General features: G+C 43.9%; 15 protein-coding genes and 1 pseudogene. 1 reads left to right on the top strand and 15 read right to left on the bottom strand.

Annotation, left to right across the window (positions count from 1 at the left end; all coding sequences use genetic code 11):
* Positions 1–2: 2 nt before the first annotated feature.
* The 11 genes and pseudogenes from UF75_RS14130 to UF75_RS14080 all read right to left on the bottom strand — a co-directional run bounded on the left by UF75_RS14130 (position 3) and on the right by UF75_RS14080 (position 9,157).
* The gene (locus tag UF75_RS14130; protein WP_052693259.1) at positions 3–1,607 is read right to left on the bottom strand and encodes a sensor histidine kinase; all 1,605 of its coding nucleotides are present in this window, start codon (positions 1,605–1,607) and stop codon (positions 3–5) included.
* 661 nt (positions 1,608–2,268) lie between these two features.
* Positions 2,269–2,604, bottom strand: a complete 336-nt coding sequence (locus UF75_RS14125) for a phage holin family protein (protein WP_045575242.1) — start codon at positions 2,602–2,604, stop codon at positions 2,269–2,271.
* A 13-nt stretch (positions 2,605–2,617) separates the two neighbouring features.
* Entirely contained in the window at positions 2,618–2,944 is a 327-nt protein-coding gene (locus tag UF75_RS14120; RefSeq protein WP_045575241.1) for a hypothetical protein, read from the bottom strand.
* Positions 2,934–3,383, bottom strand: a complete 450-nt coding sequence (locus UF75_RS14115) for a hypothetical protein (protein WP_045575240.1) — start codon at positions 3,381–3,383, stop codon at positions 2,934–2,936. Before UF75_RS14115 ends, UF75_RS14120 begins: the two co-directional genes overlap by 11 nt.
* A 73-nt stretch (positions 3,384–3,456) precedes the next feature.
* On the bottom strand, positions 3,457–3,864 hold the full coding sequence (locus tag UF75_RS14110; protein WP_045575239.1) for a DUF2089 domain-containing protein: 408 nt from the start codon (positions 3,862–3,864) through the stop codon (positions 3,457–3,459).
* A 257-nt stretch (positions 3,865–4,121) separates the two neighbouring features.
* Positions 4,122–4,673 (bottom strand): HD domain-containing protein, encoded by a 552-nt coding sequence (locus UF75_RS14105; RefSeq protein WP_045575238.1) that lies wholly within the window; start codon positions 4,671–4,673, stop codon positions 4,122–4,124.
* A 192-nt stretch (positions 4,674–4,865) separates the two neighbouring features.
* A complete protein-coding gene (locus tag UF75_RS30725) occupies positions 4,866–5,675 on the bottom strand; it encodes a methyl-accepting chemotaxis protein (protein ID WP_045575237.1) in 810 nt (269 codons plus the stop codon).
* A gap of 243 nt (positions 5,676–5,918) precedes the next feature.
* Positions 5,919–7,258: pseudogene (locus UF75_RS14095) on the bottom strand (D-serine ammonia-lyase).
* A gap of 101 nt (positions 7,259–7,359) precedes the next feature.
* A complete protein-coding gene (locus UF75_RS14090) occupies positions 7,360–8,304 on the bottom strand; it encodes a multidrug resistance efflux transporter family protein (protein ID WP_045575236.1) in 945 nt (314 codons plus the stop codon).
* Between the two features lie 132 nt (positions 8,305–8,436).
* Positions 8,437–8,763 (bottom strand): YnfA family protein, encoded by a 327-nt coding sequence (locus tag UF75_RS14085; RefSeq protein ID WP_197079404.1) that lies wholly within the window; start codon positions 8,761–8,763, stop codon positions 8,437–8,439.
* Between the two features lie 40 nt (positions 8,764–8,803).
* Entirely contained in the window at positions 8,804–9,157 is a 354-nt protein-coding gene (locus UF75_RS14080) for a hypothetical protein (RefSeq protein WP_045575234.1), read from the bottom strand.
* 47 nt (positions 9,158–9,204) lie between these two features.
* Here UF75_RS14080 and UF75_RS14075 point away from each other — a divergent pair, with 47 nt between their 5' ends.
* Positions 9,205–10,485: a M14 family metallopeptidase gene (locus UF75_RS14075; protein ID WP_045575233.1), complete on the top strand. Its 1,281-nt coding sequence runs from the start codon at positions 9,205–9,207 to the stop codon at positions 10,483–10,485.
* Between the two features lie 239 nt (positions 10,486–10,724).
* Here UF75_RS14075 and UF75_RS14070 read toward each other — a convergent pair whose 3' ends face one another.
* The 4 genes from UF75_RS14070 to UF75_RS14055 all read right to left on the bottom strand — a co-directional run.
* The gene (locus UF75_RS14070) at positions 10,725–12,245 is read right to left on the bottom strand and encodes an ABC transporter ATP-binding protein (RefSeq protein ID WP_045575232.1); all 1,521 of its coding nucleotides are present in this window, start codon (positions 12,243–12,245) and stop codon (positions 10,725–10,727) included.
* A 13-nt stretch (positions 12,246–12,258) separates the two neighbouring features.
* Positions 12,259–13,284 carry a BMP family protein gene (locus UF75_RS14065; protein ID WP_045575231.1) on the bottom strand — a complete coding sequence of 342 codons (1,026 nt, stop codon included), beginning with the start codon at positions 13,282–13,284 and terminating at the stop codon, positions 12,259–12,261.
* 30 nt (positions 13,285–13,314) lie between these two features.
* Positions 13,315–14,250, bottom strand: coding sequence for an ABC transporter permease (locus UF75_RS14060; protein ID WP_045575230.1), 936 nt, complete (start codon positions 14,248–14,250; stop codon positions 13,315–13,317).
* On the bottom strand, positions 14,250–15,148 hold an 899-nt coding region (locus tag UF75_RS14055), incomplete at its 5' end, for an ABC transporter permease (RefSeq protein ID WP_045575229.1). The genes UF75_RS14060 and UF75_RS14055, both read right to left, overlap by 1 nt.

Below are 15,148 nucleotides of genomic sequence, written 5' to 3'. Positions count from 1 at the left end.
CCTTATTGTGGTAAAACAGCTTCTAAAATTGCCCCTTCATCACCAGATTCAACCGTCAGAGCACCGCCGATATATGCTATCCGACCCGATAACAAGGCTAATCCAAAACCTCGATCTGTTCCTTTAGTACTAACCCCATTCTCAAATATGTGCTCCTTTATTTCGGGGCTAATTCCTGGCCCTGAATCTATCACTTTAATAATCAATTGTTTGCTTTGATCGTTAATATACACAGTGATCACTGGATTACGGGTTTTAACGTTCCAATCTGTAAACGCTTCAAAAGAGTTTTCGATGGCATTCCCCAGGATCGTCAAAACGAGATCGCGATGTGAACATTGATCCTGTAAGCGGGAGTGATCATTTATTATTAATTGAACTCCAAGTTCCTTGGCCCGGTGCATTTTACCTAGCAGAATCCCGACGACCGCTGAGTCCCGAATATTGGCTAGAAAAAAATCTAAGACCTGTTGCTGTTCATTATTAACTCGATCGATCAATTGACGGGCGAGGTCATACTCTTGTATTGTTATCAGACCCGATATGGTATGAAGCTTATTCATAAATTCATGGCGTTGACTACGCAAGGCATCCACATAGCGTCCCACATCAGCAAGACGTTGGTCGATTTGATCTAATTGCATTTTGTCTCGAAAAGAAGAGACTGCTCCAATTACTTTTCCCCTGAGAATAACGGGAAGTCGATTAACAATAACTAAGGAATTGCCAATAATCATGGGTTGGTCAAAATGACTTATCCCGGAGGCTAACACCTCTGGCAACCGTGAATTTGCAATTACGGTACTTACAGGCTTACCCAAGACATTCTCTGAAGAGTCTAGTTCTAGGAGGCGTTTAGCTTCTTGATTGCAGGTTGTAATTTTACCTTCTATGTCAACTGCCACTACACCTTCTCTAATCGATTCCAAAATCGAAGCTTGTTCTTGCGTTAAAAAAGCAATTTCAAACGGTTCCATGTTAAAAATCTGTTTTTTAATATGTCCCGAAAGTAAATATGCCCCCAAATGGCCGATAGCAAGTCCTACCAATCCTATACCGGCGATTATGATTAGGTAGGAAAAAATTCCTTGCCAGATATTATCAACAAGAAAGCCGACTGATACCACTCCACGCTGACCGTGATCCATACCAAAAATCGGAGCTTTACCGCGCACCGACAAACCTAGGGTACCCACAGCTTGGGTAATGCTGTACTCACCGAGCAAAACTTTTTGATTATCATCTCCAACCATTATTTGGCCGATATTTTGAGGATTAGGGTGACTGTAGCGAATAAGATTCATATTTCCAACGACTATGAACTCGGCCCCCGTCTGAGCACGAATCTTTTCAACCAACGGCTGAATGATCAGTGAAGGGTCAGATTCCTTTTCTAAAGCTAGAGCAATTGCTGGTATATCTGCCACTACTTTTGCCAGTGTAAGCGCCCTTTGTCCTATTTCGTCAAATTGAATTTTAACTATGATATAGGAAAAAACAGTCAGGACTAGAACTAATACAATAAAAATATCTAGAAATACAAGCCAGTTAATCTTTGCCCTCAGGCTCATTGGTTTACCAGACCGACTTAAGAGTTTAACCCCCACACTGCTCATCCTCAAACAAATTATTAATTAACTATTGAAATAGGCACTAATCGCCTTTGTCCTTACACCCAAAGCATAGCGTAATGACATCTGAGCGATACCTTGTATTTATAAATTCGTCAAACTATTTCCACAATCCTTTTATTAATAAAACTTAATGAAACCTTTTTGCTTTCGTGGCAGTTGGCTATGGGTTAGGGACCTGGGACAAAATCATTCCGTTACTCACCTAGGCGGTGAGGTGGTCTATAATATTTGACTTGAGAAGCTTGAAGATATCAACCGTTATCTCAAGCAAGTAGCTCTCTATGTAACTGAGAACAATCTGTGACACAACCATCACATCCTCTGACAGATGTTTACAAGTCTATCGCTAATACTTCCACTGCTATTAAAGCTAATGATACAAGTTATCTATAGTCATACCCGCTCTTCTTGACTGTCTAGGTTATGTAAGGACGCCACGATAGGTTTAATATGAGTATAAAAGAAACTACATCCCCCATTTTCACATGATAGTGAAATGGGGGATGTAGTCCTTTGCTGATTTATCGGATTAACCCACTGCGTCCGACGCCGACAAGATTTTATCGACTTCGCCGGATGGAGCAATTCAGTCAAGAAATTGCAAATAGCCGATAGTACCGTATCGATGTTCTTGTTAAGACTTTATCTCTTTAAAACCCCAGTTTGCCAAGGACACCATGATTGATGCCAGGAAGGCCACCCCAAACCCAGGCACGTAAAAGCCGGGCAACAGTCCACTGGTAAGCATGATCATCCAAGTATTGATAACGAGCGTGAAAACCCCCAAGGTTAAAAGATTGAGAGGAATGGTCAAAATAATTAGTAGTGGACGAATCATCAAATTAACAAGACCAAGGACTATACCTGCCAGTATGAAGTGCAGAGGGGTTGATGCTACTATAGGCAAAAACTGAGCTGCAACAAAAAAGGCAAAGGCATTGATGATTACTCGGTAGAACTGTCGTTTCATCTCTTTCCCCCATTCACTTTATGCTGACTTTGACCTGAACATCTTCAGTTTCCACATGAACAATATCCAGCCCTTTAAAGTCAGATAAATCTTTAATAATATTATGCGTGGCGGCAATAATGCCGCTCGGAGAAATGGTTTTAACCCATCGCAAATGTTTGCCGGCCTTTTCGTCTCGGGGAACTGGTATCTTTCTTATGGCCATTTCCCCAACCCAAGCTAAGTCCGTAAGGGCCTCTAAGAACTGATTGACTACCCAGATAGGCACTGGGAACGTAAACCTTCTGTGACTTTGCACTTTGACCCGAACTACTAATAGCTTAGCTGATTTATTCCACACACACTTCCACCTTGATTCTTCCCTCTTCAGGGTCAGCAACTTCCACGTCTACGATCTTGCCATCGAGAGTATCTTCTAAAATCCGAGCAAGTCCCTCAACATCCAACGCCTGCAAATCAAGACCTTTTCGTTCTAGCTCAGCGCGTTTATCTTCGGGAACAAAGCTCATAGCATAAACTACCAGTTTGGAAGCGGAACGAATTAGACTCAAAGGAACATTCACATTCACTTTTAAGGCTTTTTCTCCGATCACTCGAACTCTTAAGAAACGTTCTCCCGATAAGGTTATCCCTTTCTTAACTAACCCATCTTCGGGAGTCTTAGCTTCCTCCTTAGGTGAGTTGTCTTCCTCAATCGCCTTTAGTAAATCCATTCCTTCATTGGCTGTCAATTTACCCTCTTGAATCATTTCGAGAATCTTCATTTTTTCATTACTCATTTCCCGAACTCCTTCCATTTTTAGCCTTAATCTAACCTTAGATAATATGTCTCTTGTCTCTTGTCTCTTAATTCTAATCTATTTGTTTCCTCATTTGGCGCGTAGCTTCCTGAGCAGTTATTTCTCCCCGTTCAAGAGCCTGTAGGATCTCCTGCCTACGCAGACTTTCCTCATGGAGGTCCTCCTTATCATTTTCAGGGTCCTTTTCCTTATAGGCCCCATAACCCAGGGCCTCAATCACACTATCTAAGCGACCTCGAACCGTCGGATATGAGATACTCAACTCTTTTTCAACCTCTTTAATATTTCCCCGACATTTAATAAACGCTTCCACGAAAATTAATTGTTCTGCAGGAAGCCGACAAAACTTACACGAGCTAAATTCTCCTTCAATTTTTGTCGGACAGTAACTGCAAGCTAGTTTGCTAATCTTCATTTCATGATCACATACTGGACAACGATGGGGCATCTTATAATCCAAGATCATCACCTCCTGTTCAAATTGTCTTTGGATACTGCTATGTTTAAGATAATAAAGCATTATATTAATTATGTCAACATCACATTAAACATTATTAATAATTAAGTTAATATTATTAATCTATGTAGCTTTTCCGCAGTCCTTAATCAAGGAGTGGATTACTTTTGAAAATGGTGTGACAAAATAATAAAAGGAGGACAGGCTTATCCCTCAAGCGCAGTCCTCACTAATGAAGCTCAGTTCGTCTAGATCATCGTTTATGTTAATCCGTGAAAGCAGAATAGTTCATTAAAAAAGGCGATAAATTCCTGCTCGACACTGCCAAAATTCCTTTGGGCGAAATCATGTTCCATCCATTTCTGAGGAGCAGTTTCAAAGATTTGATAATCCATCATTTCTTCAAATTCGTAGTGCAGCAGAGTGTCGTCGACATCTTCAATCTGCTTCAGTTCTTCTACCGTTAAATCTTCAAGTCCGAACTTTTCGTAGATCGTTTTTTGTAGCTTTTCTTCAATGGAAAAATACTGAGGTAGGTTACGTTTGACCGGCCTTGTTAAATCAGAAATATAGCTCTCGCTGGCATCATGAAGAAGGCAACCAAGTTGGACCCTTGCAGAGTACCCTCGGCATTTAGCTTCCTGATAACAACTAATTGAGTGCTGTGCCACGGAATAAAAATGGTCACAGTGTCCATTGGCCCTAGTCATCAGCGATAATGAGTGTGCAATATCCTCGATTTTGATGTCATCTTTGCTGGGCTCAAGTGGATAAAACTTGATCTTTGAATAGGTCAATATGTAATCAGACATTAAGCTTACCTTCCAGTTTCTGCTTTTGCTTTATTTATTACGTAATTACTTTTAAAGGCTATCATGATAAATCATTATATCACTCTAACTTGACTAAAAAAACAAGTCTCGCCCTGACTCCCCATGACTTACTTCAAACGACAAAAGGCATCGATATTTCTAACCGACGCCTTCGAAGGATGCCTTGACAATTTAGTTTTGTCCCATTTTCACAAGTTGTTTGGCCATACTTTCTATTCTCACTAAGCTATTGGCTATTTCTGTAATTTCGCTGGCATGATTTTCAGTCACAGCTGTCAGTTGCTTAATAGCCTCGATCAAAAGCCCCACCGATGTTTGGACTTCCTGTACATTATCTTCGATGGCCTGCGTAGAGGATTGTGTATTCGTGGCTAGCTTCCTGACTTCTTCCGAAACAATTGCGAACCCTCGCCCTTGCTGACCTGCACGGGAAGCCTCAATCGCTGCATTAATTCCTAAGATGTTACTTTGCTTTGAAATCTTCTTAATTTGTTGGGTTAATTCGTTGGTTCTATGCATCTCTGTGTTAACCTGTTCTATCTCATCATCCATACTTCGAAGCGTTGCAGCTAGTTCTTCAGTTGCTGCTGACAAATTGTGAGCTGAAGAAGAAATCGTTACCACAAACTCTAGAATTTCCTTACCAGTGACAAGGAGATTGTCATAATGCTCAAGGGAACAAGCAATGGCGAGGCAACCAACTATTTTTTTCTCTTCGAAGATTGGTAGAGCAATACCAACAAAAGGAATCCCGAAAAGTTCCTTTGATACACGCCGTACAACGCGTTGTCCACTCGTGAGAGCTTCTAAAACATTTGAGCCCGGCGTAGGTGGGTTCCCAAGCTCGGCCCTGGTATCTATCGTTTTCCCAGGGTAATAGGCAACAACCTTTTCTGTATCGAAAAGTGTAACGGCTACATCTTCATTGTAAAACTTCTGAACCTCTCCGGCTATACTTTGGTAAACCTCGAATTTCGTCACTTTTATTTCCTCCGTGTTCTGTCATCATTAGCATATGGTCTATCTTCACAAAAATTAATATTTTTTGATTTAATTAATCTGAACACGGTTACAAGCATATATTTCATTATAGTTTAATATTCCCTTTATTTCAACAAATTCCTCCCCCTTGACCCTCGCACAGAATCCCATTTTCACAGCTCAACATTCAATGCGCTCAACACTAGGGATCACCCGATTAACCAGACTTCGAAGCATTTACGATCATTTACCTTTACTCAGGTATTGATCCATTACCTCTCTCGGGACTAAACTGCCACCGGTCGCCCAAACAATATGGCTGGCTTGGGCCATTTTTTTCTCTAGGTCAAGCCGCTTTAAATAGTTTAGTCCTGCATCGGCTTGTAATAATCTTGCTACTCCAGGCATTCCTGCAAGTGCTGAGGGCTCTAGTTGGTGGTTCTCCGTTTCGTCTAAGGCCTGAAGTAACCTGAAGAGTTCATCATCTTTGATAGTGTAAGCCCCACTCAGTAAGGTTTCGATCACTTTTCCTACGAAACGAGAGGCTCTGCCTACGGCTAATCCATCCGCTTCAGTCTTGTTAGTTAGACCGATATCCTGAACCGAAATTTGATCATGAAGGCCGGTCGCAAGACCTAAGAGCATGCACGGTGAATCAACTGGCTCAGCGAAAAAGCAATGGACATTCTCTTTGAACACTTGCTTTAAGCCATAGGTTACTCCCCGGGTCCGCCCCCTACACCGCAGGGTAGATAGACAAAGAGCGGATGATCCGAATCGACCATAATATTCATCCGGTCCAATTGCCCTTTTAAGCGATAAGCAGCCACAGCATAGCCTAGAAATAAATTGCGGGAATTCTCGTCATCAACGAAATGGCAGTTTGGGTCTTTCTCAGCTTGCCTTCTCCCCTCTTCTACCGCTTTGCTGTAATCCGACGTGTATTCTATGACTCGAACTCCTTTTGACCGAAGAAGCTCCTTTTTCCACGATTTTGCGTCGGCGGACATATGGACGGTGACTTTAAATCCAAGTTTTGCTCCAATCACGCCTATACTTAAGCCGAGGTTTCCTGTTGATCCTACTGCAATAGAGTAGCCAGAGAAGAATTCTTTGAACCTTGGTGAATTTAAATTCGCATAATCGCTATCCACTGTCATTAGGCCATGTTGGAGTGTAAGGTCTTCAGCATGTTTAAGGACTTCATAAATTCCGCCTCGTGCCTTGATCGAGCCGGATATAGGGAGGTGGCTGTCACATTTTAGCCATAGACGACCTGGAATCTTTAGTTTGTAGTATTCTTCAAGATATCTCTGCATGTTAGATATAGGGGTAAGTGGCGATTCTATGAGCCCTCCGTCACCTTGAGTTTCCGGGAAGGCTTGCGCAATGTAGGGCGCGAAACGAATAAGTCTCTCCTTAGCCTCATGTATTTCCTTTTCCTGAATAGGAACAGGGTTCTTAGAGCTCTTGTAGTTTGGGTTCGTCCAGAAAACCTCATGGGTAAACATCAGATCATCGATTATTGGATATTCCGACTTCCATTCCAGGAGGGATTTACCAGCAATAACATTTGTATTCATCTCCATTTTGCCTCCTTGCCTCGCTCTCTCAACCATCCGAAAAATATTCTCCACCCTTGACTATCCATGTTCTTGGGCAGGTAAATATATACAGCTACGAATTAGCCCGTCTCTCCTCGACCTAGGAAACTATGCAAAATCATACCGAGAACGACGAGAAGCATTCCAACGATAGACCAAATAGTTGGGTTAGGCCCGTGGATGATGACTAATTCACCAATTAGAGCAAAAATAACTTCCCCAGACTGAGTCGCTTCCACAGCCGCAAGCTTGTGGACATTACCCTTGGTCATATCCGTCGCAGAGAAAAAGAGGCTGGTTGCTATGACACCAGAAGAAAGGGCAACGATAACCGACTGCATCGTCTGATGACCGCTCGGAAGTCCGACTTCAGCTACCCCCACAACCGATAATATAAGCCAAAAAGGGAGACTAGCGAGCGTCATGCCAAGGACTCGTTGATAAGTGTCCAGTTGTCCTTGACAGGCAGCCATCATTTTACGATTACCTAAGGGGTACGCAAATGCAGCAAGTAATACGGGCAATATTCCGAAAATAATTTCTTTGCTCGTAAGAACCTGAGCCTGCTGCAGTTGAATCAGTGCGATACCCAATAGAATGATTAAAGAAATGGCAAGCCCTTTCACAGGTATGGCAGTACGGACTTTCATTACCCCGGTTTCCGTTTGGATTGTGGTATGAAAAAGTGGCGCTAGTAGAGAGCCTGCTACGATCGTTATCTGCCACATGCTCGCAACTAACCAGGCTGGTCCATAGTCCGCTGCAAAGCAAAGTGGTGCATAAAAAAGTCCGAAACCAACGGTACTCCATCCCAGCCAAATCGTTAGTCTTTGGCGCATATTCAATAACAGAGCCTTCAGATTTCCTCTGACCATAACTAGGATAAGTAATGGCGGCACCATAAACACATATCTTAGAACTGCACTCCAAATCCAATTCCCACCCGATAACTCCATAGTACGGTTTAGCACAAACGTTGCAGCAAAAAAGAACGATGCCAATATTCCTAGTAATATTGCCTTCAAATTTCCCCACCCCATGAGACTTTTCATTCTATTTATTAGGATAACACAAGTAGCTTCATTCGAATTAGATATTATTTTTAATGTATGTACAAGCTCTTGATAGTGATCTTTAGATCTTTAAACTCGAGAATTTTAATGTCTCGGAGCCCATAACATGACTGAGACCCCGCCCAGGCATATGGCAGCACCTATCCAATCATAGGTGTCGGGAATTTTCTTATCAACGCCCCATCCCCATAAAACGGCCAAAATAATGAATACCCCTCCATAAGCAGCATAAACTCTGCCAAAGCTCGGAAACTTTTGCATAGTCGGTATAATTCCGTAAAGAACTAAGATGAGCCCCCCTATTATCCCATACCAAAATGGCCGAGCTTCTCTCAGCCAAAGCCATACTAAATAACCTCCTCCTATTTCCGCTAAACCAGCAAGAATAAATAGGAAAATAGCATTAGCCATAATCAAATTCCCTCCTTTAAACCCATAATATCATGATTTCCTATCTATAAATATGCCTGCTTTGCGCCATGCTTATAGTTACCCTTCGCGTAGGAAGCATCGATTGCCATAAAAGAGAAAGAAGCAATTTCTTCCATAGACACCGATTGCTCCTCAGTGGCCGTTGAAACGTTTGGGTCTCTTCAGTCACTTTTTTGCTCAAACTATCAATCTGGTTCACAGAGCCAACAATTTGTTGACTCCCTATAGCCATCTGATCAATGGTCAAGGATATTTCCTTCACCTGAACAGATACATGGTTTACTAATCCAGCGATTTCTTCAAAAGCTAGTCCTGCAGCGTTAACCACTTCTGCTCCCAACCCTCCCTTATCCTCAAGCTCTATTGTTGTCAACAAAATAATCCCCTTCACATATGTTGGTCTAAAAGAGGTGTGTTAACATGCGGACGCTCAAACGCGGTTCCAGAGGTAATGATGTCATGGAAATCCAAAGTCTCTTAGTAAAGTTAGGGTATTATCCTGGACCGATTGATGGGATTTTTGGCCTTAAAACAGAGGAAGCAATAAAAAAGTTTCAGAGAAATAATGGATTAACCGCCGATGGGATCATTGGCACGAACACCTCTAAGGTGTTGCAAGGTTTGCTCCTAGGGTATGAAAATTACACCATCAAAGCAGGTGATACCCTATTCTTAATTGCTCAAAAGTATCATATTAGTCTCGCAACGTTACTTACTGCAAACTCGGGCATTAATCCCCATACTCTCCAAATCGGTCAGGTGATCAAAGTACCCTATTCTTTTGATGTCGTAGATACCAATATTAACTATACTTATGAAATTATGGAGAGAGATGTGCTGGGTTTAAAGAGTCGATATCCCTTTATCGAAATTGGAGTAGCTGGTAAAAGTGTGCTCGGAAAAAACTTGTACACCCTTAAATTAGGGAATGGGCCAGTGGAAGTCTTCTATAATGCTGCTCATCATAGCTTAGAATGGATAACATCACCCATGTTAATGAAATATATCGAGAATTTCGCCAAAGCTTACACCGAGGGTCTCCCTATGCATGGCTATGATCTCAGAGATATTTGGCTGCAAACCACGATTTACATTATGCCCATGGTTAATCCCGACGGAGTCGATTTAGTTCTTCAAGGCTTGCAAAGAGATAATCCCTTTTACGACCAACTGATTGCTTGGAACAATGGCCGAATGAACTTCGGAGAAGTGTGGCAAGCCAACATCCGAGGAGTTGATTTAAACCACAATTACGATGCTTCCTGGCAACTTTCCAAACAAGCTGAGGCTGAATACGGAGTACATGGTCCAGGACCTACTAGGTTTTCCGGACAGTCTCCAGAGTCTGAGCCCGAATCAAAAGCTGTTGCGGACTTTACCAGAACCCATAATTTCAGGCTAGTACTTGCATACCACAGCCAAGGAGAGGTGATTTATTGGACTTATCTGAATAAAACTCCACCTGAGGCTCGACGTATTGGCGAAGTATTCTCCCAGTTAAGTGGGTATCCACTGGCAGAAGCGACTGGGATTACGTCCTACGCAGGCTACAAAGATTGGTTCATAGACAAATACCAGCGACCAGGCTTTACGATAGAAGTAGGTCTAGGAACAAATCCTCTTCCGATATCAGAATTCGCAAAAATTTATCGAGATAATGAAGAAGTTTTGCTGGTAGCCCCAATTCAAGCTCAATCTTAAATAAGCCTAAATTAACCTGTGTTTGGTTGCACGGATAGGAAAAGATTAGCCCTCACCTTGCTATAATCTACTGACGAGGAAAGCGAAGAGCCGTAACGCTTGTCACGGCCCTTCGCTTACTCCTAGGGTTTCGTATTAGTTAATTGACTTGAATCCATCTCTTGTGTGTATTTACTTATCAGTGGTAAAGGAGTCTTAAAAAGGCAGGCGGAGTTATGGCAGAAATGATGTTTACAGGCTTATGACGCCTCCTCGGCAATACCGGCCATCAATAGTCCCAGAATACGTTCATTTGCTTCCTCAACTGGCATGACCTGCATAACCCTTCCCTCGTATAGAACTGCAATATTATCACAAATACTCAACAGTTCTTCGAGATCCTCAGATATCAACAAGACTCCAATTCCCTGACTACGAGCTTCCAAGAGTTTGCTATGCAAGTACTCAGTTGCGCCGATGTCCAGTCCCCGGGTGGGATAAGCAGCCACCAACGCCACAGGACTCCGGGTTATTTCCCGAGCCAGAATGACCCGCTGTATATTGCCGCCCGAGAGCTTGCCTGTGGGGGTTTCCAAGTTCGGAGTTTTTACCCCGTACTTTTCCACCAACGATGAACTATGGGACATAATTACCTGGTTTTGAAGCAGTAAATGTTTGGCATAGGGGGCTAGGTGGTGATCCTTTAGGATCAGGTTTTCCCAAATACTAAAGGAAGGAATGGTTCCCACATGAAGCCTGTCTTCCGGTATATAACCCAAACCCTGTTGAATGATCCATGCCGGTGACATTTTCGTGCTTTCTTTGCCATTTAAATAAAGCTTACCCTCAGTAACTTTTCTCAGTCCTGCGATCACTTCGGCGAGTTCTTTTTGTCCGTTCCCTGAAACTCCGGCTATGCCCAAAATCTCCCCTTCTCTGATTGTGAGAGAAACTCCTGCCAAGGCCTCTGTTTCCTTATCCCCTTGAGCGTATACATCCTGAAACTCTAAAACAGTCTTACCCGGTGAGAAGGTTCCTCCCCTTTGACAGGCAGCCATTTCTCTTCCTACCATCAGCTGGGCAAGGGCTTCTTGCGAAGTCTCCCGGGTCAAAACATCGGCACACACTTCCCCATCCCTGAGCACGGTAACCCGATCACTTAGGGCCATAACCTCATGTAATTTATGGCTAATTAAAATGATGGAATTGCCTTGGGCTGACATGTTTCTGAGCAACTCGATTAACTCGTTGGATTCTTGGGGGGTAAGTACCGCAGTTGGTTCATCAAGGATCAGTAAGTTTGCACCGCGATAAAGGGCTTTGATGATCTCCACACGTTGCTGTTCCCCAACACTTAACTGCCAGACATAGGCGTCGGGATTGATAGCTAAACCATAGGTGGCCGTAATTTCTTTAATTCGTTGGGTGGCTGTTTTAAGATCCACTAAGAACGACTTGGATAGCCCTAAGATTACGTTTTCACAGACTGTAAGGGTGGGCACTAGCATAAAATGCTGGTGCACCATCCCTATCCCAAGCGCAATAGCTTCACGAGGAGAATTGATATTGACGGGTTTACCATTGATCAAGATCTTCCCGGCATCGGGTTGATAAAGGCCGTAAAGGATATTCATCAGAGTGGTTTTACCTGCTCCATTTTCGCCCAGAATAGCCAGTACCTCACCGGTTTTTATTTGAAGATTAACATTATTGTTACTTAGGACACCGGGAAAACGTTTGGTGATTCCACACATTTCTAGGTGTTCAATATTTTCAGCCATTTGTACTCACCCGTTATTTCTTTGGTAATTCCACTTTTAATTTTCCACTAATGATGTCTTGTTTAGCCTGTTCTACGGCAGCTTTAGCCGCCGCAGGAATCTTGTCAGCCAATTTTGCATTGTACTTTAAATCAATTGTTCCATCAGCGAACCCTAAGGTTAAGACTTGTCCGCCGAGAGTTCCTTTTTTCCTTAATTCAATAATTTTAGTGACAACCTTTTCCCAGTTATAGACTTGGGCTGCCAGAACGTGGTCCGGCGCGATACTGCTTTGGTCCATATCCGTGGAGAGCCAGTATTTATCCTTGGTTTCAGCTACTGCTCTCAAGGCTCCTACAGCCTGTTGAGAGGAACCAGTGAGGATATCCGCTCCGGCACTCATTTGAGTTTTGGCCAGATTGCCTGCACCCACAATATCATTAAAGGAGCCCGTATACGCGGTCCGCGTTTTAACATCCGCTTTTCCCTTAAGTACGCCTTGTTGTACACCATAGTTGTACTTTACTGCATCCCCGGATTCTACAGGTCCGACAATCCCCACGATACCAGACTTGGTGGTCATGGCTGCGAGCATCCCTAACAGGTAGCCCCCTTCTTGGGCCTGAGGATCATACGCAAAAACGTTTGGTTGAGTGGCAAAACCAGTTCCATAGGCAAAGGTTGTTTTAGGGAAGTCCTTGGTAATTTCGGTTAAGACGCTTTGGTACTGGGAACCGTGAGCAAGGATAATGTCATACCCCTGGGTTGCATACTGGCGGATAGCAGACCCTGCATCTACAGCATTCCCTAGCTTTTCGCTGATGGCGACCTCCACTTTATCTGCACCCATAGTCTTCTGAACTGCTTTCAAGCCTTCCACCATGGATTGGCCCCAAGCCAAATCATCAACTGTCGCAGGAAGCACAAGAGCTATTCGGATCTTTTCCACTTTTGGAGCCTCAGGTGCTGGAGCCGACTGTGCTGTCGGTTTAGTGCCACAGCCGCTTAAGGTTAAGAGAGTAAGGGCAGCCAACAAGAGAGCTAGTATTCTTTTCTTCATGTTTTTTTCCTCCTTCAAATTTCTCTATAATTAACCTCTGGTTCCGCGCTGAAATGGTTTCCCCAGGGCCGCAGGGGCCCAAACGCGTCCATAGGAAATTGCTAGGGCAATGATGGTGACCATGTATGGCAAAATAACGGCCAATTCATAGGGAAAATTAATCCCCAACACTTGAACCATACTCTGAAAGGAATCTGCTAAGCTAAATAAGAGCGAGCCAAGCAGAATACCCCATGGGCTCCAGCGTCCGAAGTAAACTAGGGCGATGGCTATAAAACCCCTGCCTGCAGTGATATTGTCAGCATACATGTTCGCTTGACCGATGGTTAAGAAGGCCCCGGCCAGAGCGGCTAACATACCGCCAACAATCAAACACTGATACCTGATCCGTACGACACTAACCCCCAGTGTATCCGCTGCCTCAGGTTTATTGCCCACTGCTCGCACATTAAGACCCCAACTAGTCTTAAAAAGAATAAAACCTGTCAACGGAACCAGCAGGAATGCTGTATAGACTAACCCGTTATGGTCAAATAGTACGGGCCCAAAGAACGGAATATTACTCAGGAACGGAATTTTTATGGCCTTCAAGCCCTCGACGGAAGTGATTCCTCCTACATACAGACGGAAAAGCAAGCCTGAGAGCCCCCAACCAAACATGTAAAGTCCAATGCCGCTAATTCCCTGTTCCGCCTTAAAGGTCACGCTGACCAATGCCATTAACAGGCCCATTAACGCCCCAATGACTAAGCTTATAACAATGCCCAAGAGGGGGCTTCCTAATTGCAACGTCGCATAAAAGCCTGCAAAAGCACCCATCATCATGATCCCTTCGACGCCAAGGTTGTAAACACCCGAACGTTGGACAAACATTTCCCCCAAGGCTGCTAAAAGGTAAGGCGTGGCCAAACGGATTCCAGTAGCCAGAATTATAATAATAATATCGGAATTCACGACACCCTCCATTATGACTCGCCACCTTCCTTGTCCCCTTTTTCTCTAAACACTTTAGCCTTTAATCGGGCTAAAGAACCTGTGTTACTTTGAAAGTAATCGCTTGAGACCACAAATAGGACGACGAGTCCTTGGATTACCATGATCATAGCTGCCGGAATATTGACAGCCCTTTGCATCATATCCGCTCCTAAAAGCAAGGCACCGAACAGCACAGCAGCCGGAATGGTGCCTAACGGATGCAGGCGACCGAAAAGGGCAGCTACGATACCACTAAACCCATACCCTGCGGAAATACCTTCTAGGGCGCGGTGATGAACTCCTGTTACTTCGACGACACCGGCCAGCCCAGCCATGCCTCCGGCCAGGGCCATGGCCAGGACCAAGTACCACTCCACTTTAATTCCGGCATACCGAGCGGCCTCAGGACCCGCTCCCACTGCTCGCATACGATAGCCAATACTAGTGCGCCATAAAAAAACATAAACCAAGACCGCTAAGACCAGCGCGAAAATCAGACCGGAATGAAGTCGAGTTCCTGGGATCAGCCGGCTAAGCCAGATCTGTTCAGGAATTAAGGCTGTTTGTGGTACGCCTGTGCCGTAAGATACCTCTTTTGGGTCAATTAACGGACCACGTATAAGAAATAGATATAACTGGATCGCAATCTGGTTGAGCATCACCGTACTAAGAATCTCATTTACGGACAGACGGGCCTTCAGCCAACCTGCAATTCCTCCCCAGATCGCACCACACATACCGCCGACCAGAAATACCAGCGGGAGCAAAAATACAGCTGGCATATCGGGTAAGGAGGTGGCTATGGCAGCCGCCCCGATAGCTCCGGCCAAAATCTGACCCTCAGCGCCAATGTTAATGATCCCACTGCGGAAGGAAATAACGATTTCCC

This window comes from Desulfosporosinus sp. I2, from assembly GCF_000960765.1.
GTDB lineage: Bacteria > Bacillota > Desulfitobacteriia > Desulfitobacteriales > Desulfitobacteriaceae > Desulfosporosinus.
This window is presented reverse-complemented; position numbering and strand designations above follow the sequence as displayed.